At 59.6% G+C, this 20,972-nt stretch carries 24 protein-coding genes; 12 read left to right on the forward strand and 12 right to left on the reverse strand.

Annotated elements, in window-relative coordinates; genetic code table 11:
* Nucleotides 1-48: 48 nt before the first annotated feature.
* Genes trpD through purN form a run of 3 tightly spaced genes read right to left on the reverse strand, consistent with a single transcriptional unit; the run spans nucleotide 49 to nucleotide 2,593 of the window.
* On the reverse strand, nucleotides 49-1,080 hold the full coding sequence (gene trpD, locus NW848_RS01215; RefSeq protein ID WP_011429527.1) for an anthranilate phosphoribosyltransferase: 1,032 nt from the start codon (nucleotides 1,078-1,080) through the stop codon (nucleotides 49-51).
* 29 nt (nucleotides 1,081-1,109) lie between these two features.
* Nucleotides 1,110-1,904 carry a PIN domain-containing protein gene (locus NW848_RS01220; RefSeq protein WP_099812399.1) on the reverse strand — a complete coding sequence of 265 codons (795 nt, stop codon included), beginning with the start codon at nucleotides 1,902-1,904 and terminating at the stop codon, nucleotides 1,110-1,112.
* A 26-nt stretch (nucleotides 1,905-1,930) separates the two neighbouring features.
* Entirely contained in the window at nucleotides 1,931-2,593 is a 663-nt protein-coding gene (gene purN, locus NW848_RS01225) for a phosphoribosylglycinamide formyltransferase (RefSeq protein WP_011429529.1), read from the reverse strand.
* A 459-nt stretch (nucleotides 2,594-3,052) separates the two neighbouring features.
* On the opposite strand from purN, the gene NW848_RS01230 reads away from it, so the two are divergent.
* The 4 genes from NW848_RS01230 to NW848_RS01245 all read left to right on the forward strand — a co-directional run bounded on the left by NW848_RS01230 (nucleotide 3,053) and on the right by NW848_RS01245 (nucleotide 5,672).
* Nucleotides 3,053-3,523 carry a hypothetical protein gene (locus tag NW848_RS01230; RefSeq protein ID WP_011429530.1) on the forward strand — a complete coding sequence of 157 codons (471 nt, stop codon included), beginning with the start codon at nucleotides 3,053-3,055 and terminating at the stop codon, nucleotides 3,521-3,523.
* Nucleotides 3,524-3,539: 16 nt separating this feature from the next.
* A complete protein-coding gene (gene aat, locus NW848_RS01235) occupies nucleotides 3,540-4,118 on the forward strand; it encodes a leucyl/phenylalanyl-tRNA--protein transferase (protein WP_011429531.1) in 579 nt (192 codons plus the stop codon).
* Between the two features lie 91 nt (nucleotides 4,119-4,209).
* Nucleotides 4,210-4,392 (forward strand): DUF3285 domain-containing protein, encoded by a 183-nt coding sequence (locus NW848_RS01240; RefSeq protein WP_011429532.1) that lies wholly within the window; start codon nucleotides 4,210-4,212, stop codon nucleotides 4,390-4,392.
* A 146-nt stretch (nucleotides 4,393-4,538) separates the two neighbouring features.
* Nucleotides 4,539-5,672: a histidine kinase gene (locus tag NW848_RS01245; RefSeq protein ID WP_011429533.1), complete on the forward strand. Its 1,134-nt coding sequence runs from the start codon at nucleotides 4,539-4,541 to the stop codon at nucleotides 5,670-5,672.
* Here NW848_RS01245 and NW848_RS01250 read toward each other — a convergent pair.
* The 6 genes from NW848_RS01250 to NW848_RS01275 form a co-directional block, all read right to left on the reverse strand.
* Nucleotides 5,638-6,138: a fasciclin domain-containing protein gene (locus NW848_RS01250; protein ID WP_099812398.1), complete on the reverse strand. Its 501-nt coding sequence runs from the start codon at nucleotides 6,136-6,138 to the stop codon at nucleotides 5,638-5,640. The genes NW848_RS01245 and NW848_RS01250 overlap by 35 nt on opposite strands.
* Nucleotides 6,139-6,272: 134 nt before the next feature.
* Nucleotides 6,273-7,583, reverse strand: coding sequence for a CO2 hydration protein (locus NW848_RS01255; protein WP_099812397.1), 1,311 nt, complete (start codon nucleotides 7,581-7,583; stop codon nucleotides 6,273-6,275).
* Nucleotides 7,584-7,628: 45 nt separating this feature from the next.
* Nucleotides 7,629-9,158: an NADH-quinone oxidoreductase subunit M gene (locus tag NW848_RS01260; protein ID WP_414508358.1), complete on the reverse strand. Its 1,530-nt coding sequence runs from the start codon at nucleotides 9,156-9,158 to the stop codon at nucleotides 7,629-7,631.
* A 40-nt stretch (nucleotides 9,159-9,198) separates the two neighbouring features.
* Nucleotides 9,199-11,034, reverse strand: a complete 1,836-nt coding sequence (locus NW848_RS01265) for an NAD(P)H-quinone oxidoreductase subunit F (RefSeq protein WP_414508359.1) — start codon at nucleotides 11,032-11,034, stop codon at nucleotides 9,199-9,201.
* A gap of 369 nt (nucleotides 11,035-11,403) precedes the next feature.
* Nucleotides 11,404-11,511 (reverse strand): photosystem II reaction center protein PsbM, encoded by a 108-nt coding sequence (psbM, locus tag NW848_RS01270; RefSeq protein ID WP_011429539.1) that lies wholly within the window; start codon nucleotides 11,509-11,511, stop codon nucleotides 11,404-11,406.
* An 80-nt stretch (nucleotides 11,512-11,591) separates the two neighbouring features.
* On the reverse strand, nucleotides 11,592-11,888 hold the full coding sequence (locus NW848_RS01275) for a 2Fe-2S iron-sulfur cluster-binding protein (protein ID WP_011429540.1): 297 nt from the start codon (nucleotides 11,886-11,888) through the stop codon (nucleotides 11,592-11,594).
* Between the two features lie 362 nt (nucleotides 11,889-12,250).
* Between NW848_RS01275 and psbB the strand changes: the two genes are divergently transcribed.
* From psbB to NW848_RS01290, 3 genes are all read left to right on the forward strand, one after another.
* A complete protein-coding gene (gene psbB, locus NW848_RS01280) occupies nucleotides 12,251-13,783 on the forward strand; it encodes a photosystem II chlorophyll-binding protein CP47 (protein WP_099812394.1) in 1,533 nt (510 codons plus the stop codon).
* A gap of 113 nt (nucleotides 13,784-13,896) precedes the next feature.
* Entirely contained in the window at nucleotides 13,897-13,995 is a 99-nt protein-coding gene (locus NW848_RS01285; protein WP_011429542.1) for a photosystem II reaction center protein T, read from the forward strand.
* Nucleotides 13,996-14,392: 397 nt separating this feature from the next.
* Entirely contained in the window at nucleotides 14,393-14,800 is a 408-nt protein-coding gene (locus NW848_RS01290; RefSeq protein ID WP_414402599.1) for a response regulator, read from the forward strand.
* Here the strand turns inward: NW848_RS01290 and purQ are convergent.
* Together purQ and purS are read right to left on the reverse strand one after the other, a co-directional pair.
* On the reverse strand, nucleotides 14,797-15,474 hold the full coding sequence (gene purQ, locus NW848_RS01295) for a phosphoribosylformylglycinamidine synthase subunit PurQ (RefSeq protein ID WP_414508360.1): 678 nt from the start codon (nucleotides 15,472-15,474) through the stop codon (nucleotides 14,797-14,799). The two genes, NW848_RS01290 and purQ, sit on opposite strands and share 4 nt — an antisense overlap.
* 65 nt (nucleotides 15,475-15,539) lie before the next feature.
* Nucleotides 15,540-15,797, reverse strand: a complete 258-nt coding sequence (gene purS / locus NW848_RS01300) for a phosphoribosylformylglycinamidine synthase subunit PurS (protein WP_414409780.1) — start codon at nucleotides 15,795-15,797, stop codon at nucleotides 15,540-15,542.
* Between the two features lie 59 nt (nucleotides 15,798-15,856).
* Here purS and NW848_RS01305 point away from each other — a divergent pair, with 59 nt between their 5' ends.
* Together NW848_RS01305 and NW848_RS01310 are read left to right on the forward strand one after the other, a co-directional pair.
* Entirely contained in the window at nucleotides 15,857-16,630 is a 774-nt protein-coding gene (locus NW848_RS01305; RefSeq protein WP_414402601.1) for an ABC transporter permease, read from the forward strand.
* Between the two features lie 46 nt (nucleotides 16,631-16,676).
* Complete coding sequence (locus NW848_RS01310; RefSeq protein ID WP_414402602.1) at nucleotides 16,677-17,405, forward strand: 2-phosphosulfolactate phosphatase family protein; 729 nt, start codon at nucleotides 16,677-16,679, stop codon at nucleotides 17,403-17,405.
* Here the strand turns inward: NW848_RS01310 and NW848_RS01315 are convergent.
* Complete coding sequence (locus NW848_RS01315; RefSeq protein WP_414508361.1) at nucleotides 17,402-17,686, reverse strand: hypothetical protein; 285 nt, start codon at nucleotides 17,684-17,686, stop codon at nucleotides 17,402-17,404. The genes NW848_RS01310 and NW848_RS01315 overlap by 4 nt on opposite strands.
* Nucleotides 17,687-17,900: 214 nt before the next feature.
* Between NW848_RS01315 and argC the strand changes: the two genes are divergently transcribed.
* The 3 genes from argC to NW848_RS01330 form a co-directional block, all read left to right on the forward strand.
* Nucleotides 17,901-19,007 (forward strand): N-acetyl-gamma-glutamyl-phosphate reductase, encoded by a 1,107-nt coding sequence (argC, locus tag NW848_RS01320; protein WP_414508362.1) that lies wholly within the window; start codon nucleotides 17,901-17,903, stop codon nucleotides 19,005-19,007.
* 38 nt (nucleotides 19,008-19,045) lie between these two features.
* Complete coding sequence (locus NW848_RS01325) at nucleotides 19,046-20,476, forward strand: hypothetical protein (protein ID WP_414346850.1); 1,431 nt, start codon at nucleotides 19,046-19,048, stop codon at nucleotides 20,474-20,476.
* A 230-nt stretch (nucleotides 20,477-20,706) separates the two neighbouring features.
* Nucleotides 20,707-20,972 (forward strand): tocopherol cyclase family protein (locus tag NW848_RS01330; protein WP_414508363.1); only part of this gene is annotated, 266 nt, incomplete at its 3' end.

Raw genomic sequence — 20,972 nt, forward strand, 5'->3', positions numbered from 1 at the left:
TCACTGGGAAGCCCGCACTCTATGCGTCAGCATGAGTGCGGGAGTACGTCACGAAGCCAGAAAATTGACCAGCTTTTGCAGGCGATCCCAGGCAGCGCCGCTGGCAAGGATCTCCCGCGCTTGGGCAATTCCGGATCCCCAATCGGGAACGGCTCCGGCCACCTGCAGGGCCAAAGCGGCATTGAGGGCCACCACATCCCGCTGGGCAGGCGCTCCGGATCCTTGGAGAACTTGGGCGAGGATGGCGGCATTTTCCGCCAAGTTCCCCCCCTGGAGGGCCTGGACAGGTGCGGGCGTAAGATCGTAATCTCGCGGGTTCAAAACTTCTGTTCGTACCAGCCCACCGGAAAGGATGCCCAGATCGGTGGGCTGATCCAACCCGGCCTCGTCCAGACCTTCGCGGCTGTGCAACACCACGGCCCTTTCCCGCCCCAACAGACGCAAGGCCTCGGCCATCACCGGCACCAGCTCCGGGGCATAAACCCCGATCACCTGGCGGTTGGGATAGAGGGGATTGACCAGGGGCCCCAAGAGATTAAAGACAGTGCGAACTTTAAGGGCGCGGCGGTAGGGGATCACCGCCCGCATGGCCGGGTGCCAGTGGGGGGCAAAGAGAAAGGTGATGCCCACTTCCGCCACCGCCGCCCGCACTTGCTCTGGCTCAGCGCTCAGGTTCACCCCCAACGCCTCCAGCACGTCCGCCGAGCCAACCTTGCCAGAAGCAGAGCGGTTGCCGTGCTTCACGACTGGGATCCCGGCAGCGCTGACCACGAAGGCCACGGCAGTGGAAATGTTAAACGTGCCGGCCCCATCTCCCCCGGTGCCGCAAGTATCCACCAACAGGGGCAGATCCAGGGGGGATCCCAGGGAAGCTCGCTGCAGCACCCGCGCCATGCCGGCCAGTTCACTGGCGCTGACCCCCTTGGCTTGCAGGGCCGCCAAAATCGCTCCCGACACCACATCCGGCACTTGGTTGTGCAGCCAGCCGTTCATCAACTGTTCGGCTTGGGCTTCGCTCAGAGATTGCCGCTCCAGCAACTGTCCCAAAAGCTGGGGCCAAAGGTCAGCCGTTTCCGTCATGGGGCGGGATCCGGGTTTTCAGCAAGCCCTCATCCTAGCATAGGTCTGCGGGGGCTCTTTCGGCCAAAGCGGCTAGAGATCGCGCAGCCAAGGGTCCGAGACAGGGGCAGCCGCCGCCAGATCCCTTCGCTCCCCGTGGGATCCAACAAACGCCAGGCCAGCAACCCTGCTGCCGAGAAGAAAGCCAAAGCCAGCAGCAGCGCCAGGGAGTTTTGCACGCTTTTCCAGGCGAATCCAACCTGAGATCTCCGTTGAACAGGTCGGGAGCCCTTTTGAGCGGGGGAGGGTGGTTTTGCAGAAGTTGGGGAGGGGGGCAACGGAGCAGCGGGAATGGGAGGCCCTGGCAGCCGCTTCCAAGCCATAGCCACAGCCTGGGGGCGCTGGCGCATCCACCGGTTGAGCTCGGCCAGAGAGATGGCACAGAGGTTGGCAAGGCCCAGCCCCTGCACTCGCTCGACCAAGGGTCGGTCGTTGCTCACCACCACCACCAGGGATCCCGGCTGCTGTTGGGCCAGGGCATAGGCACACTCGGCAATGGCCTGCTCTAGGCGGACTCGCAGCGACTGCTCGCCGGCGTTGACTTCACCCACCAGGGCGCGGGCTTCTGAGACGGCAAATCCCAAACGGGGCCAGTGGCGCAAGAAGGCGCGCGCTGTCGATTCTTCTTGGGGGTCGATGGCCTGTCGGGTTAGGCGTTCTAGCTCCGCCATCACCGCCTGGGGCAGCACACACACCCCAAAACGGGCCCATTCCTGCCACAGAGCCGGGCGACCGGCCAGGATCGCAGAGCTGTCGAAAACGAGCAACGGCGAGATTTCGGCCATAGGGGGCGCCAGCGGCGGGCTCACCCTCAATTGTGCAGCTTCTCCGAGAACTTGGGGAGGCGGGATCCCTCGGCCAAACAGAGGCGGATGGCCAGCGGGTAGAGGCGGTGTTCCTGGGCCTGGATGCGCCGGTAAAGGGATTCCACCGTATCTTCCGGCAAAACCGGTACGGCTGCTTGCGCCACAATGGGGCCGCTATCCATTTCCAACGTGACCCGGTGGACGGTGCAGCCGGTGATTTTCACGCCGTACTCCAGCGCCTGCTCCACCGCCCGCAGGCCCTTGAAGCTGGGCAAGAGGCTGGGGTGGAGGTTTAAAACCCGCTCCGGATAGGCAGACAGCAACACTTGGGTCACCAAACGCATCCAGCCGGCCATGATCACCCACTCCACCTGATACTCCTGGAGCACTTGCAAGATGGCCGCGTCCAGCGCCTCCCGGCTGGCATAGTGCCGATGGTTGAGCAGAATACAAGGGATCCCTCTTCGCCGCGCCCGCTGCCGCACGTAGGCGTCTGGATTGTTGGTGATCACGACGGCAATTTGCGCCCGTAGCTCGCCAGCATCGATGGCTTGGGCGATGGCCTCGAAGTTGCTGCCGTTGCCGGAAGCCAAGATGCCCAGGATCCCCGGCTGGGGAGGAGCCGGGATCTCGCCGGGGTCTGGCCAGAGGAGGTTAGGCAAGTCCATACGAAAAACTCGAGGGAGAGTCCGCAGCCCCGCTATTTTAGACCCAGCCGGATTTGGCTGCGACCTGCTCTTGTCGGAGAGAGAGTCCAAAAACTAGGCTGCCACTGATGCTATCCAGCCTGTCCAGCACCGCTCAAACCCTGGGCAAGGAGCTGAAAGCGCTGAACTGAATTGTGCAAAAGCACGAGGTGCTGATCGCAGAAACTGATGCTGGCTCCCCGAGGAGCTCTGGCTCGCTTTGACAGGCGCAGCGGTGCTATCGAGCTCCGCCCGGCTTAGCTGCAGGAGGAAACGGGAGAGATACGCCAAGAAATGCTGCGGATGTGGCAAGGGATCTGCAATTGGTGGCGGGATTTTCTGGAGTTTCTGCAAAGATAGGCCAAGCCAATTCCAGGAACTGGGCCTGGATCTTTCGCGGGCTGGTCTAAATTGGGAAAGCATTGACCTTGGTGTGAGAGCATGGCTCCCTTGAGAAAGCGACAGCGGCGATTTTGGCTTTTTGGCCTGATCGTCCTTCTGGTCGGATTGATGGGATCCCTGACGCAAGCGCAGCAAAGCCTCACCCAGGCCCAGTTGGAGCAGGCCCAATACGTGCGCAGTTGCGGCACTTGCCATGTGGCGCTGCCCGCTCAGGTGTTGCCCACCGAAACCTGGCGACGGCTGCTACAGGATCCCAACCACTACGGCCAGCAGATCCAGCCCCTGACCGGCGTGGCTTTACAACTGGCTTGGGGCTATTTGCGGCCTAATTCCCGTCCCCTGCGCCAAGGGGAACCGGTGCCCTATCGCCTGGCCGAGTCTCGCTACTTCCGCGCTTTGCACCCGCAAGTAGACTTTCCCAACCCAGTGCGGGTGAGCGGCTGTGTGGATTGTCACCCCAAGGTCGATGCGGGAGACTTTGCCAGCCTCTCGCCGGAATGGCAATCTTGAGAGGCGCAGAGACAGCATGCAGGTAGATATAGGCGCTATTCTGACCGGATATGCCCAGGGCTACTTCCTCATGGCGGACGAAGAAACCGGATCCCTGGCCTGGTATGGCACCGAGCAGCACGCGCTGATCCCTTTGGACGAGCGGTTTCACTGTCCCCGTTCGCTGCGGCCTTTGGTGCGCGGCAGTTGCTTTCAGGTGCGGATCAACGGCGCTTTTGAGCAAGTGGTGGAGGGCTGTGCCGCTCGCCCCCAAACTTGGATTAGCTCGGAATTAAAGCAGATCTACCTTGCCCTGCACCAAGCGGGGTTTGCCCACAGCTTTGAAACCTGGCAGGGAGACACCCTAGCAGGCGGGATCCTGGGCATTGCTTTGGGGGCGGCCTTTATCGGCGAATCGATGTTTTACCGCATTCCCAACGCTTCGAAGGTGGCGCTGGTCAAGCTGGTGGAACACCTGCGGGAGCGGGGCTTTCGCCTTTTTGACGCCCAGTTGATGAACCCGCACCTGGCTCGCTTTGGGGCTTTTCTCATGGACGGACGGGATTACCAGGAGCTGTTGCAGCAGTGCCTGCGGATCCCTTGCCGGTTTGACTGAGCCAGCGCCCTGGGGGGCAGGGGGTATTTATCAAGAGGGGTGGATTGGGCTAGGTTAAAGGTAGTGTTCAGCTTTTGTTCCGGCCATCCCGATGTCGCAGCCCTCTCCTGTCAGCTCCACCCCTGTTGAGAAGGGATCCTCGCCTCAGGTGAGCTATACCCGCCTGGCCATGCGCAACATGGTGCGTAAAGGCAAAACCTCCCTCCTGCACTTCACTCTGACAACAGCGGGGTTGCTGGCAGTGTTGGTAGGGCTGGCGTATCTGTTTCACTGAGTTTCACTGCCTTTGATGTTCCCTCCTAAACTTTTCCCAAAGTTAAGTGTTAGGAAGGTAAAGGACGGGCAGCGAGGGAGCCGGGTTTCGTTGGCGGCAACCTCTGCTGCTGCAGACCTCATCTTTGGCCCTTGGGACTTTTGCCTATGCAAACTTCGCTAGATCGCACCTCCACCCGTTCTGGCATTCGCCTGCTGTTGTTTGCTCAGGGTCGAGCCAATATCGAGGAACTGGCGGAGCAATTGCGTCGGCACATCCAGGGGCTGCCGGGCCAGCATCCTGCCCATCTGAAGGTGGTACCGCTGGAGGAGCACCCCTACCTAGCAGAGCACTACAAGTTGGTGGTGACGCCAGCCTTGGTGAAAGCAGAACCCCTGCCGGCTCAGGTCTTGGCGGGCGAAGATCTGGCGACGCAGTTGGAAGTGTGGTGGCCCCGCTGGCAGGGTCAGGCGGCTTTGGTTTCCTACCAGGAAGAGGCGGGTCAAGATCCTGCTCCTCCCCCGACCACCGAGGCGTTGTTGCAAATGTCGGAAGAGGTGTTTTCGCTGCGCCAGGAGCGCGCCCAACTGCGGGAGCAGTTGGACTTCAAAGACCGCGTTCTGGCCATGCTGGTGCACGATTTGCGCAGCCCCCTGACGGCTACAGCCCTGGCGGTCGAAACCCTACAGCAAGGGCGAGAAGGATCCCTGGACAAGGCGGTGGAGCGGCAGTTGTTCGAGCATGCCCGCCAGCAATTGCGCAAGATGGACAGCATGATCACCGATATTCTCGAGTCGGCCCGTGGCAGTGCCTCGGAGCTGCGGATTCGAGCCGTGGAAACTCAGTTGGCCAGCCTATGCCAGCCAGTGATCGAGGAGCTACTGCCTCGCATCCAAGCCAAGCAATTGCAGTTTCAAGCCGATATTCCGGTGGATCTGCCCACAGTTCACGTGGATCCCGACAAGATCCGCCAGGTTATTTTCAACCTGTTGGACAATGCCATCAAGTACACTCCCGCCGGGGGATCCATCCGCCTCAACATCCTCCACCGCACCAGCCAAAAGGTACAGGTGACCGTCAGCGACACCGGCCCTGGGATCCCGGAAGCCGAGCAAGAGAACATCTTCTCCGATGCGGTGCGCCTATCCCGCGACCAACAGCAGGAAGGCTATGGCATTGGCCTTTCCCTTTGCCGTCGCATCGTGCGCGCCCACTATGGCCAGATTTGGGTGGAATCGATCCTGGGCAAGGGCAGCAGTTTTCATTTCACCTTGCCGGTGTATCGACTCTGCGGTCGCTAGCCAAGCTTTGGCCCTCGCTTTTCCCTGTTTCTCCCGAGAGCATGATCGGCCAGAACCAGTGGGGGCGCATCAGGATCACGGTGTCGATGACGTGAATGATGCCGTTGTCCGCCTCGATATCCGCCTGGATAACGGTGGCATTGTTCACCTCAAACACGTCCCCCTCGATAAACAAATCGATGGGGGATCCCTCTACCGAGCCTACACGCTGGTACTTGGCCAAATCCGCCTTTTTCAGGCGACCGGGCACCACGTGGTAACACAAAATGCGAGTCAATTGGGGGATGTTTTGCACTAGGGTGGTGATGGTGCCGGGGGGCAACTTGGCAAAAGCCGCATCGGTGGGCGCAAAAACAGTGAAAGGGCCAGGGCCTTTCAAAGTATCCACCAAGTTTGCCGCCTTCACGGCTGTAACCAAGGTGGAAAAACCCTCAGCAGAAACTGCAATATCGACAATATCAGGCATGGCCAAGATCCTTGTTTTGCTGAAGTGGGAATAAAGGTCTGGACGGCAGGTTCAGAAGAGCAGTTGGGTCCAAGCAGGATCGGGAAAAGGGAAAGCCAAAACCGACCACCTGAAATCGGCGTAATTGTCCTCAACTAGCGGTAGTTTTGATCCTGAATATAGGAGAGGCGGGCTGCCTCGCGGATGCCGTATTCCGGTCGGGTGAAGCGATTGAGCTGTCCCTCAAAATAACGGCGGTTCATCATCAAATGCCGCGGGTTGGGATCGTCCAGAGGATACAAGAAAGCGGCTCTCCCCGCCTGGATCACGGCTGAAGTAACGTTGTACATGGAGCGCTGGAAGCTGATCCCAAGCTGGATCAGCATGTCGTCTTCACCACGGCAATGCTTGCGGTAATACTCCACCAAATACTGGGGCAAAAAGTGGTACATATCCTGGTGCAAAAGGGTCGGCGGGATCCCGGCACTGCCCACCGGAAACTTATCGGCGTAGAGAACCCCGTAGTGGAAATCCAATTGGTTGGTGGGAACTTCGTTGGCTTGGGCGTTGTAGGACTTGGTGCCGCGGAAGGGAGAGGTGCGATAAAACACCGCTTCCACATAGGGGAAAGCCGCCTCGTATAGCCAAGTGAATCCTTTGGATTTGGGCACAATGTCGTACCACTCTCCTCGAATGCGCACCCGGTGATAAATGGGCCGCCCGGCAACGGCGAAGATCCCGTTAACCAAAAAGTTCATCGCCTCCGGCACGCTGGTGATTTTGCCCTCGTCGTAGAGATCGCTCATCTCAAAAAAGACGGGGGCCATCACCTCCCAAAACAGGCCCAGCACCGAATACATGGTGGCCTGGCGGCAGAGTTCCAGAAACATGTCTGGAAAGAGCTTGTACAGGCCGGTCAAAAGGGGGTTGCCCTGGCAGTAGGCGCGGATGGCGCGGTCGGCATTTTGCTTGTATTCTTCCGAATCCATATAGGGATCCAGCAGGCCTCCCATATCCCGGTGCCAGAGCATGGCCCGCATACATTCTTCGGCAAATTCCATGTTGATGCGGTCATGCCAAAGGTGATGCAAAATCCGCGGCAGCTTGCGCTTGAGCTCCCCTTTTTCCATGAACTCCAGCAGTTCCGGGTGGGCCGTAGCGGGGCCGCGCCAAATGCGCAAATCGGCATTATCCCCCGCGTAGTGGTTGGCCAGCTTCAAATATTCTTCGGGAATGATGAACTTAAAAAAGGGCAAGGGATCCACAAACACCTGCTCGGCAATGTAGAGCAGATCGCGCCAGTAAAAGTCCATCGGCACCGCATAGGCTTTGTAGAGGCCGATAATTTGCATCAGGTTTTCCGGCGTATCCGGCAGCATCGATCCCCCTGCCTCGAGGCGATGCACCACCTCGGCAAAGGGATGGGTGGAAGGGGGGAGCTTGGGCGTAACCAGGGTCGTCGTCATGGAAAAAGTCTCCAACTCTTCACTGCCTTCGGCTAGGGGAGAAAGTCATGAGCTTGCGTTGTCCATCAGGGATCCCTGCAGCAAACTGGAGGGAGAAGAATGTTCGGCTTCCGCGATGACAAGCGTCTGGGCTTGAGCCACCTGGGTGGATAGAGTAAAGGCCAAGGTTTGGGGCCATTTCACCAGGTTCATGGGCTGGATCCCAAACCAGACGATCAAGGCAGTTAAAAGAAAGCCCGGGATCCGCTCCCAACCTTGCACCCGGGGGTAGTAGGCGGTGCGGTTGTCCAATTTGCCGAAGCAGGTGCGGTTGAGCAAAATCACAAAATACACCGCCGTCAAGCCGGTGCCGCAGATGCTGAGCAACGTGGGCAACGGAAAATCTTGGTAGCTGCCCTGGAAGATCAAAAACTCGGCCACAAAGCCCACCAAGCCCGGGATCCCGGCGCTGGCCATGCCGCCCAAGATCAACAGGGCGCTCACGGTGGGCAGGCCGCGCAGAGGATTGAGCAGGCCGTTGAGCACGTTCAGATCCCGCGTTCCCACCTTGCGCTCCACCAGGCCCACCAGATCAAACAGCAGCGCCAGAATCAGGCCGTGGGAGACCATCTGCACCATCGCCCCCGTCAGGCTAATCGGCGTGGCCGCCGCCATACCCAGCAGGATGTAGCCCATATGGCCGATGGAGCTGTAGGCCACCATGCGCTTGATGTCTTTTTGGGCGATGGCCGCCAAAGCCCCCGACAGCACAGCAATAGCCCCCCACCAGGCCAGCAGCCCACTCAGATCGGCCCAAGCCTGGGGAAACACCTGCAGCCCAAAGCGAAACAGACCATAGGTGCCCAACTTGGAGAGCACCCCTCCCAGCAGCACCGCCACCGGCGGGGAAGACTCGCCGTAGGCGTCGGGCAGCCAGGTGTGGAAGGGCACCAGCGGCATCTTGATGCCAAAGGCCACAATCAAAGCCAACAGGGCCAGGGTTTGGGCAGCGGGGCCCAGGGAGCTGATGCGAATCTCGGCCAGCTCAAAAGTATGGGGATCCCCCAGCCAGTAGACGGCCAGAAACGCCCCCAACAGGAAGACGGCGGAAACAGCGGTGTAGATCAAAAACTTGATGGCGGCATAATCCCGCTTGGGGCTGCCCCAGATGGAAATGAGCAAGTAGATCGGGATCAGCACCAGCTCGTAAAAGAGGAAAAACAACAGCAGGTTCTGGGCGGCAAAAGCCCCGTTGACCGACCCACTCATCAGCAGAATGCAGCCGTAAAAGAGATTGGGCCGCTTGGTCTCCGGCTCAGCCGTCAAAATGGCGATGAGAGTGAGCAGCCCGTTCAGGGCCACCATCAACAAAGCCAGCCCGTCCAAGCCCAGGGAGTAGCTCAGCCCGATTTGCGGGATCCAATCCCACCGCTGCTCCCACTGAAAGCCGGTCGCCTGCACGTCGAAGCGGGTAAACAGAAATAGCGAGATGGCCAACGGGATCCCGGCCAAGACCACCGCCAGCTTGCGCCCTCCCAAGCCCAGGAACAGCAGCAGGGATCCCAAAATCGGCAACACAATCAAGGCACTCAGCATGGTCTTTTCCCTCTTTCTTAAGGACTCCGTCCCCCTCTGCCTAGAGAATTAGCCAGCCCAGCAGGGCCACCCCCACCACAATCGTCAGCACATAGGCCTGCAACTGGCCGGAGGTGGTGTATTTCAAAACCTGACCTCCTGCCAGCACAACTAAGCTGGTCAAATTCACCACGCCGTCCACCACGTAGCGGTCAAAGAGGGCCGTAACCTCAGAAATGATGCGCACCACAAACACCACGCTGGCGCGGTAGAGCTTGGGGGTGTAGAAGTCGTTGGCCAGCAGATCCTGCCAGTCGGCCAAGAAAGCCCAGTCCACTGGCCGCCGCCCCCGCGGCAGGTACAGCCAGGCTCCCAACGCGATGCCCGCCAAGCTGGATCCGGCCATCACCGCAATCGGGATCCCCTGCAGAGCCGGCAAGAGATCCAAGGCCGCCAGAATCATCGGCACATGCAGCGTCACCCCCATCATGGCCGTGCTGGGCAACATCATCGGCCAGTGCACCTCTGGGGAGCGCTCGCTCATCTGCTGCGGCTTGCCTCCCCAAACCAGGCCGAATACCCGCGTCAGCCCCAGCGCCGTTACCGCGTTGGTGACCAGCACCACTGCCGCCCACAGCCCCTGCCCCGATTGCGCCAACTGCTGCCACAGATCCGTCAGCACCCAGAAGGAGCCGAAAGGCGGCAGGGCCACCATGCCGGCCATCCCCGTCAAAAAGCACAGGCCGGAAATGGGCCGCCGCGACCACAAGCCCCCCAGATAGCGCAGATCCTGGGTAATGCTGTTCCAGATCACCATGCCCAGCGCCATCACCAGCAAGGCCATCGCCGGCGCATAGGTGAGCAGCAGTTGGTAGGCCTGTTGCGTGTGTCCTGTGCCCACCGCTACAAAGATCAAGCCCATGTAGGCGCTCACCAGGTAGGACAAGGCCCGCTTGGCATCAATTTGGGCCAGGGCCACCAGGGATCCCCCCACTGCCGTCAGCCCCCCGATCACCAGCATCAGCCGCAACACCGTTGGGGAAAGAGCATAGAGCGGCTGCAGGCGGATCAACACCCAGGCCCCTGTGCCCACCACCACGGCGTTGCGCAAGATTGTGGCAGGGATCGGCCCCTCCATCGCCTCATCCAGCCACAGATGCAGAGGGAACTGGGCACACTTGCCCACAGGGCCGGCCAGCAACCCCAGCCCCACCAAGGCGATCAAGTTCGGATCCACAGAGATAGCTCCTGCTTGCACCGACTTTGCCCAAGCCGTCAAGTCCTCAAACTCCCAGGATCCCGTCAGGGGATAAATGGCAATAACCCCCATCAAGAGCAAGAGGTCGCCGATGCGCTTGGTTAAGAAAGCATCTCGCGCCCCGGTGACCACCAGCGGCTGGTTATACCAAAAGCCCACCAATAGGTAGGTGCCCAGAGTCAAAATCTCCAGGATGACGTAGCTGAAAAACAAAGAGTCGCACAGAGCCAGAGCGCACATCCCCCCCTCAAACAGGCCCAGCAGCGAGAAGAACCGCGCCCAGCCCCAGTCCATTTCCATGTAGCCAAAGCCGTAGATCTGGGCCGCCAGGTTTAGCCCCGTCACCACGGCGCAGGCCCCCAGCGTTAGCGATGAAACCTGCAGCGGCAGCTCCAACACCAGATCCCCTACCTGCAGCCAGGGCAGCCGAATCACCTGCGCCGGCTGATCCCAAATCGCCACCAGCGCCCCCACACTGTGCAAGAACGCCACCAAGGTCAGCAGCGCATTTAGATAGCCCGCCGGTCGGGGGCCGGTGCGCCGGGTGATCCCAGGGGACCAAATCAACGCCCCCAGCCACGCCACTAGCGCATAGAGGGGAATTAACCACGCGGTTCTGACCAGCCCGTCCAAACTCATAATCCTCCTTACGGCCAGGAATCCCGCCTGACCCCATCGCCTACTGAGATCCTGTAAAAAATCTTAAGAGGCATCCTAGTGGCAAACTAGGATAGATAAAAATCAAGTTTTCCGATGAAGGCTATAGATTTCTAGCTAGGGAAGCGGAAACCTTCTCGCAGGCAACACAGACAGGCAGGAACCGTTGCCGGAGGGCTCCAGGTGGAGAGGGCCTCGGCCAAGGGACAGCTTGGCGCAAAAAACAGCTTGGCGCAAAAAGTAGAGGGATCCCCTTTTCCAGCGGGGATCCCCGTCGAGCTTTGGATGTCATCGTCGACTGTGAGCCTTGGTTCCTCAGCAGGAGGTAAGACTTGCCTTCATGGGCCTAGGTCAGCTCTCCGACTTGCTGGAAGTCTGCACGTACAAGATCACCAGGAAGATCGAGGGCACCAGAATAACCAAAATGGTGGCCAAAAGGCCCAGGTAGTTCGTCTCCATAGCTGCACACGCCGCAAACCCAACTGGCAGCTAGCATACCATTCTCAGGTACGCCTTGCCCAAAAGCGGCCAAGCCGGCTCTAGGGTTTCGTCTTCACCGCAACATCCCCCAATACCTTCGTCTGGCAGGCGAGACGATAGGTATCGGGCTTGCGCTTGAGCTTGCGGTTTTCCGCCTCGGTGCGGGGAGAGAGGTTCTCGGCTCCCTCGACGATCTCCACCACACAGGTGCCACACTGGCCGTTGCCGCCGCAGTTGAGCAGCTTGGCCATCATCTTGTAGAGGTCGATCTGGTTCTCCAGCGCCTTCAAGCGCAGGTTAGCGCCTTCCGCGACGACGATCTCTCTATTCTCGTTGACAAAGCGAATCGTTGCCATAATCTCGCCCGAAACCACGACACCTTTCAGATTGAGCCAGGAAAGCTCCAGGGTTTGCTAAGTATTGTTACACTTTAAATCATATTTTTAATCTTTGGCGAGAGATCTGGGAAGATGATGGCAGATAAGAGGGCATCCCGCCTGAAGCCGCTCAGGTCAGTTGCGTTTCGTTATACTGTTTGATGCCTGTGATGAAAATTCTGAGAGCGATGTCCTCACTGGGTGCGCTCTTGGGTTAGGTGGGTGCGGCACCCCTCGACACTGAAGAGACTGCTTAGGTAAGGATCCCAGGTGAAGATGTCGGCTTCAGTTTTTTGACTGGATATCGCGCAAGTGTTGGAGAACGTGGAGGATCGAGCTTTATGGGACTACCGTGGTACCGGGTCCACACCGTTGTATTAAATGACCCAGGTCGCCTGATCGCGGTACACCTGATGCACACTGCGCTGGTGGCAGGTTGGGCCGGATCGATGGCGCTGTATGAAACGGCTATTTTCGATCCATCGGATCCTGTCCTGAATCCGATGTGGCGTCAGGGCATGTTCGTCATGCCATTCATGGTGCGTCTGGGGGTGGTCAACTCCTGGGGCGGCTGGAATATCTACGGCGAGAGCGTGGCCAATCCCGGCTTCTGGACGTTTGAAGGGGTAGCCACTGCTCACATTGTTTTGTCTGGCTTGCTCTTTTTGGCCGCCTGCTGGCACTGGGTGTACTGGGATCTGGAGCTGTTCCGGGATCCCCGTACCGGCGAGCCGGCTTTGGACTTGCCGAAGATTTTTGGGATCCACCTGCTCTTGGCCGGGATCCTTTGTTTCGGCTTTGGGGCTTTTCACCTGACGGGGGTGTTTGGCCCAGGGATGTGGGTCAGCGACCCCTACGCGACGACAGGGCATGTGCAGCCGGTGGCGCCGGAGTGGGGGCCGGCAGGGTTTAACCCCTACAACGCTGGCGGGGTGGTGGCCCACCACATTGCCGCGGGCATCGTGGGCATCATTGCCGGCCTGTTTCACATTACAGTACGCCCACCCCAACGCCTCTACAAGGCTCTGCGCATGGGGAACATTGAGAGCGTGCTCTCCAGCTCGATTGCGGCCGTGTTTTTTGCCGGCTTTGTGGTGGCCGGGACGATGTGGTACGGCAGTGCCACCACTCCTGTGGAGCTGTTTGGCCCCACCCGCTACCAATGGGATTCCGGCTACTTCAACCAGGAAATTAACCGGCGCGTCAATGCCGCTATGGAGGCCGGGATGACCCGCAGCGAGGCCTACAATTCTCTCCCCAAGTCGCTGCTCTTCTACGATTACGTGGGTAACAGCCCGGCCAAGGGTGGTTTGTTCCGGGCTGGTCCGATGAACAAGGGAGACGGTATTGCTATCGAGTGGCTGGGCTACCCCGTCTTCCGGGACCGTGAAGGTCGGGAGCTGACGGTGCAACGCATGCCCAACTTCTTCGAGACGTTCCCCGTCATCCTGCGGGACGCCGATGGCGTGGTGCGGGCGGACATTCCCTTCCGGCGCGCCGAGTCACGCTACAGCTTTGAGCAGGTGGGCGTGACGGTGGAGTTCTACGGCGGCAAGCTGGACGGTCAGGTGTTCACTGACCCGCCAACGGTTAAAAAGTATGCCCGTATGGCTCAGTTGGGCCAGCTCTTCGAGTTCGACCGCGAAACGCCTAAGGCCGACGGCACTTTCCACACCAGCCCCCGCGGTTGGTTTACCTTCGCCCACGCGGTCTTTGCGCTGCTGTTCTTCTTCGGGCACATCTGGCACGGCGCCCGTACTCTCTTCCGGGATGTGTTCGCCGGTATTGACCCGAACATGAGCGAGGAAATGGTGGAATTCGGCGTCTTCCAGAAAGTGGGGGATCCCACCACGCGCAAGGTGCAAGAAGCGTAAGGCTTTCTCGCGGGATGACCGCCGGCACTCTGTTTCTCTGGGGAGAGGGGGTGCTGGCGGCTTTGAGCTAATCTGGAATCAAGCCCCCTTAGGATTCTGATTTGGAGGTTGGTATGGAAGCCATCACCTACACCTTTATTCTGTTTTTGACGCTGGGCCTTCTGTTTTTTGCCGTCGCCTTTCGCGAAACTCCTAGGATTCAGAAGAAGTAACCTGCGCCAGGGGCTGCTGTTGTCGGCTTGCTGAGAGTGTTGAGTGGGTTGAGGCGGCCAAAAGAGACGGCAGTTGTACCCCGTACAAGGCCGGAAAAATCCCCGGCCTTGTTTTTGTTTTGTTTTCAGAGGGCGCTCGGTTCCAGGCTGGTAGAGTATCCCCCAGGCAACCCAGCAAAGCTGTTTTCAAAACGGTAGCTGTCCTCTCCTGCTGGCAGAGGGGGTAGCTACTGGCGCTACTTTATTGAGCTTTATTGAGATTTGTTATCAGTATTTTGGAGGGGGAGCTCTTGTCCCACTGCTCGAATGGGATGGCTAGAATTGCTTCGGGATGGTTTCCAGAACTACGGGGATTGCTGCGGCTCGAGTTCGCAACCAAGTCAACTTCAGGTTAGCGATGGCAACAGTGCTGCTGGTGGAAGACGATCCAATTAACGCCCGCGTTTTCGACAAAGTGTTGCGGCGGCGAGGCGGGTTTGAGGTCTTTCACAGCCAGGATGTGGAGCAGATTCTGCAGCTGGCCCAAGCCCGTGAAGTAGACGTCATTTTGCTAGATGTCTCCCTCTCCCAGAGCACCTTTCGCGGCGAGGCAGTGGACGGGATCCGCATTGCCCAGCTGCTTAAGGGGGATCCCCGCACCAGCTCCATTCCCATCCTCTTGGTAACGGCCCACGCCATGCGGGGCGACCGGGAGACTTTTTTGGCCCAGAGTGGGGCCGATGGCTACATTGCCAAGCCAGTCGTGGATCACGAGGAGATGGTGAACCAAGTGCGCCAGGTGTTGGCTCAGGCTCAGCAGGGCTAACTGGACAGGCTTTGCACAATCGACTGCCAAAAAGGGATCCCATTCTGGCCTGGCAAATCGGGGTCGGCAGCGCGTTCTGGGTGAGGCATCAAGCCGAGAATGCGACCGCTGGGATCGCAAATGCCGGCGATGTTATCCACCGAGCCGTTGGGGGCAACGGGATCGTAGCGGAAGACAATCTGACCCCCATCTTGCAGCTGCTTCAGGGTGTCGGCCTCGCAGACGTAGCGTCCTTCTCCATGGGCAATCGGCAGGGTTACAAGGGCGGACGGGGGGTAGGCGCTTGTCCAGGGCAGATCTGGCCGCTCCACGCGGATCCTCACTCGGTCGCAGATAAAGTGCAGATTAGCGTTGCGCAGCAGCGCCCCTGGCAGCAAGCCCGCCTCTGTCAGGATCTGGAAGCCATTGCAAATGCCCAAGACATAGCCCCCCCGGGCTACGTGCTCGGCTAGAGACCCCATTACCGGCGCAAAACGGGCCAACGCGCCCGCCCGCAGGTAATCTCCGTAGCTGAATCCCCCCGGCAGCACCACCACATCCAGCCCTGACAAATCGGTTTCCCGGTGCCAGATGAGTCGCGTCGGACAGCCTAAGAGGCCGCGGGTTACCCAGGCTACGTCGCGGTCACAATTGGAGCCAGGAAAAACAACAATGCCAAACCTTACCTTGGCCATGGGGATCCCTTGGGGCGAAGGCAAAAGCGGTGAGGGCTGGAGCGAGAGAGCTTCTTGGTGAGAGATCAGCCCTCTAGAGGCTCCACTTGGATTTGATAGGTCTCGATTACTGGATTGGCCAGCAGTTGCTCGCACAGCTTGCTCACCTGCTCTCGGGCAGTTTCGGCGTCAGGGGCCTCTAGCTGCAGCTGGATGTGTTTGCCAATGCGCACTCCCTGCACCTGGGTATGCCCTAGCTGATGCAGGCTAGCCTGGAGAGCAGCCCCGGCAGGATCCAGTACCGAGGGGCGCAGGTGGATCTGAATCTGAGCCTGGAACTGCATAGAATGAAGCTGGGCTTCTACAAGTGTATAGCCGGTTGTCGCTCGCTTGAGGCCAGCCTATGGATGCAGGGCGCGTCGTGGCCATTGCCCAGAATGTTTTTCGGGAAACCATTCGGGATCGCGTTCTTTATCTGGTGATGGTGTTTGCGGTGGCCATGCTGGGGGCCATCGTTTTGATTCCCCAGGTAGCCAACCAGGCCCACAACAAGATCATTGCCGATTTGGGTCTGGCCGCCATCCACTTCCTGTTGCTGGTGGTGGCCATTTTCGTCGGCACGGGGCTGGTAAATAAAGAGATCGAGAGGCGCACGGTCTACGTGCTGATTGCCAAACCCATGAGCCGGGCGGAGTTTATTGTCGGCAAGCATCTGGGCCTGTCGGCTTTGCTGTCGGTGCTGCTAGCAATGATGACGGCTGTCTTTTTGCTCAGCCTGCGGGTGGTGCAGGCCCCCATTTCCCCCTGGGCCGTTCTCTGGGCAACAGTTTTTACCTTTTTGGAACTGGTGCTGATTGTGGCAGCAGCGCTGCTGTTTGGGGTTTTTACCTCCCCGATTTTGGCTACCCTCTACACCATTGCCCTGTTCATTATGGGCCACACGAGCCGTGCCCTGCTGCAGTTAAGCAAGCTAGTGGAAGACACAGGCTTCGGCAAGGTGTTCGAGGTAATCTACTTAGTCTTGCCAGATCTGGAGCGCTTTAACCTAAGAGATGCTGCCGTTTACGGCCAAATTCCTCCGCCCACCCAGCTCCTTGGCGACGCGCTTTACGGTCTGATCTACACCGTTTTGCTGCTCATTTTGACGGTGCTGGTGTTTGCCCGGCGTGAGTTCTAATAAGCTCTCGTGGGGCTCTAGTTGAACCTTTTTTGCTCCCTCTCTCATGCAACTTTTCCACTTCCACACCCCTGAGCAAGTCCCTCCGGCAGGGATCCCAGCCTGCGCAGTGGCCATTGATGTGCTGCGGGCCACCACCACCATTGCCACAGCCCTGGCCGCAGGGGCAGAGGCCGTGCAGGTGTTTGCCGATTTACAACCCTTGCAAACGACCAGCCAGAGCTGGCCGGCCTCCAAACGGCTCTTAGCTGGGGAGCGAGGCGGCAAAACAGTGGCGGGCTTTGACCTAGGCAACTCCCCCCGCGAGTATACGCCGGAGCGTGTGCGGGACAAGCGCATCTTCATGAGCACCACCAACGGCACCCGCACCCTTCAGCGCTTAGAAGGGATCCCAGTGTTGATCACAGCAGCCCTGGTGAACTTGGGAGCAGTGGTGGAGTTTCTCAGGCAAGGAGCTTTTGCCGAGGTGTGGCTGGTGGGAGCTGGCTGGGAGGGGGCTTTTGCTTTGGAAGACACCGCCTGTGCCGGAGCCATTCTGCATCGCCTGGGCTGTTCGGAGGAGCAGTTGGGCAACGACGAGGCAGTGGCCGCCCTGGCCCTCTACCAAACTTGGCAAGACAATCTCCTGAGCCTGTTGCGGCGCTCCAGCCATGGGCAGCGGCTACTGGCCATTAGCCCTGAAAGCGACAGGGACCTGGCCTATTGTGCGGAGTTGGATCGGCTCTCAGTGGTGCCCCGGCAGATTCAGCCCGGCGTTTTGGCCCTCGCCGGCTAGCTGGCCTGGGGTGTCTTGTCGGCAACAGCCAAAGCCTTCTGGTGCAGCCACTCCTGCCATTCTCCCGGGATCAACTTGCTGTGAAACGCATCTCCGGAGACAAACATATCCCGCTGGTTTTGGGCCAAAACAAAAATGGAGCGGCGGTCGAAATGGGAGGTGAGCTTGTAGAGGGTGTAGGGGCCTTCGGAGTAGAGGGTTAAAGTTTCCTGATCCAGGCCGTGGCGGCTGCTTTGGCCGCGGGCTCGCAGGATCATGTTGATCAATTGTTCGTAGTACATACAACCCTTCCCGACGAGGTAGGGAACATCTCTGGGCAAGACCTCAACAGCCAAGGCGGCTGCCGAGGCTTGGGCGGCTCGCGTGAGCCCAGTATAACTCCCGGCTCAGGCAACACTGAGCCCAACAGAGCAGGTGAGTTCAACCAAGGCAGCGGCAAATGCGATAAATAGTAAGGCAAACCGTCAGTTTTGCAATTCTGCACAGGCAGCCCCCATGGCCACTACGGCGCCTCGTTCTCTTCCTCCCACCGATCCCGTCCGCGTCGCCATCGTCGGGGCCTCCGGCTATGGAGGGGTGCAGTTGGTGCGGCTGCTCAGCGAGCATCCCGGCGTGCACATCACCTACCTGGCCGGTCAAGACAGCGCCGGCAAACGCTACGGGGATCTCTATCCTCACTTGGCCCAGGCGGTGGATTTGACCATCCAGCCTGTGGATGTGGAGGCCATTGCTGCTAGCAGCGACGTTGTCTTTTTGTCTCTGCCCAACGGCCTGGCGGCAGACCTGGCGCCGCCTTTGCTGGCCAAAGGGTGCAAAGTTCTCGATCTCTCAGCAGACTACCGCTTTCGCAACCTGGCCACCTACCAATCCTGGTATCGCTTGGGGCAGACGGATCCCAACTGGCCCAGCCCTGCCTATCGCCAGGCCAACGAGCAAGCGGTCTACGGGCTGCCAGAACTCTACCGGGAGGCCATTGCCCAAGCCCAACTGGTAGCCTGCCCCGGCTGCTACCCCACGGCCTCCCTGTTGGCGGTTGCCCCCCTGCTGCGGCAGGGGTTGGTGGAGCTGGACAGCCTTATTTTCGATGCCAAGTCCGGCGTCTCTGGCGCGGGCCGCACCCCCAAGCTGGGATCCCTATTTGCCGAGGTAGATGGCTCTCTGGGGGCCTATGGCGTGGCCCAACACCGGCACACACCCGAGATCGAGCAGGCCTGCAGTGACCTCACCCACACTCCCATCACTGTACAATTTACGCCCCACCTCGTGCCGATGGTGCGGGGTATCCACGTCACCTTGTACGCCAACCTGCGGGATCCCGGCCTTGTGGGCGAAGATCTCATCACCATTTACAACGCCTTCTATCGCCAATCCCCCTGGGTCAAGGTGCTGCCCCGCGGCGTTTACCCGCAAACCAAGTGGGTTGCCGGCACCAACACCTGCATGATTGGGGTGGAAGTGGATACCCGCACCAACCGAGTCATTGTCCTGTCGGTAATCGACAACCTCATGAAGGGACAGGCCGGGCAGGCGGTGCAATGCCTCAACCTAATGATGGGGTGGCCGGAAACCTTGGGCTTACCGCAGCTTGCCTTTTACCCCTAGCTATAATGCCGGTAATGCCCCTGAGGCCAAGTTTGCCCATGCCTGAGTTCTTCTCCCCCAATCTCGATCCCAACGCTGCCCCACCTGCCGCGCCGGCGAACTCTCCACCTTCTAGGGCCGGGGATCTGAACTGGGAGGAGCTGTGGCGGCAACTGGAGGCGGGCTGGCAGGAGCTGCCCCGACGCTCCGAAGAAACAGTGCAGCAGACCCTAGCTCGTTGGCAACTGGAGTGGGGCGGCCTGTGCCGCGAGGCGCGAGATCGGCTGCAGGCAACTCTAGACAAAGCCAGAGCCACAACCTCTCCAGAGCCCCTCCGGCGAGAGCTGCAAGCGCTTTTGCCTCTGCTCAACCCCTGCCAATGGGAGGTGGTCATCGGCTCTCTGGAACGGGCCGCCGACCGAGCCTGGGTGGCCAGCCTGCTGTATCACAGCCTGCAGGAGCCACCACACCCCGAAGCAGCCACCAACGGCATCCCTGCCTGGGCGGGGGCCTTGACCTCTGAGCAGCGCTCTACCTTGGAGGCGATGAGCCTGCGGGCCTATGGCAACAGCCGCCTACCTTTGGTGATGGACAAAAGCGGCGAGATCCAAGTGGAAGCCTCAGCCGCCCTCTTGGCCGCCCTTATTGCTGTCGAGATCGGCAGCGTGGGATCCGCAGGCGCCCTCTCTTTGCTGGGCACACCGGAGCTGCGCAAGCTCTTGAATGCCGAGGGCAAGCTGCGGCGCAGCGTCTTAAAACAGGGGCGAACTGCCCTCACAGAAGAGGAATGGCAAACTCTGCGCCAGTGGCTTGATCCCAAGGGATCCCCCCCCGACTGGTACCTCTCCCTCACCCAAGTGGGGATCCAAACCACCCAAGTGGGGGACTATCTGGCGCGGCGGCTGCGGGAGTTTTTCCAGAGCGAGTGGATCAAGCTGGCGATCCCGCCCCTGTACCACTTGGTTATCGACGCCGTGCGGCTGTTGACGGGAGAAGTGTTTCTCAGCGTGGGCACAACCCTAGAATCGGCTTTGGAGTCGGCAGAGGCGGGGCGACGCCTGGAGTTGCTGCTGCAAGCTTTGCCCCAGGCCCGGCACATTCCCAGTCCCGAGCGCATCCAAGCCGCTCTTCCCGCCGTTGTGGAGGCTGCTGAGACAACCCTCAGGCCGCTCTTGGCGCGCCAGTTGATGACGGTGGCCGACATCTTCGACCCGCCCATTCGCAACGAAAGCCTCAACGAATTGGGGCGGCAACTCAACCTCTGGAATCCCTTGCAGTTTTTGCTCACCTGGGGTACGTCTGGCTGGCTGGGCGCTCTGCTAGATGAGATCAAAAAATTGCAGCAAACCTACCCGGAAATGCCCTTGTGGGAGAGCTATCGGCAAGGGGTTGAGACGGCAGTGCAAGCGCCTCGAGTGATGGATCAGGCGGAAGCCTTGCGCCTTACCGCCAAGAGCTTGGATCCCAAGATAGAACCGTCGGACGACTAACCTAGCGCAGGCGTACCCTACCCCCTCAGCCGAAGTGCCCCCATCTGCGGGCGTATTCAGCATCGCATAGGGCACAAACTTAAGGCCGAAAAGTCCCAAAAAGTTGGACTTAAAATCTCAGCTTGGTTGATATCCTAAAAGCAGACAGACATAGAAACAATACAATTACTCTTTTGGTAGCTATAGACTTTTTTCTATCTTCTGGCGATTCTCGAGGGAGTTGCTCTCCGGTGGCAGAGTGCTTTAAGCAAAACGGCTCAACGGACTGGGGATCCCTGCCCCATGGCGGCTATCACTGGGATGGCTGTGCCGAGCCGTTTTTCGAGGGCTGGTATAGCCGGGTAACGTTGCCCGGGGATCCGCCCCTCAGCTTTGCCTTCATGTACGCCATCGACCCCAGGCGGGGAGGCATGGCGCAGGTGTTGGGGCCAGACGAGGAGCTGCATTGGCGCACCTTCCCCAATCCACAGCGCTTCTGGGCCAGTTGGCGGCACCT

Source organism: Synechococcus sp. RC10A2, from assembly GCF_047502605.1.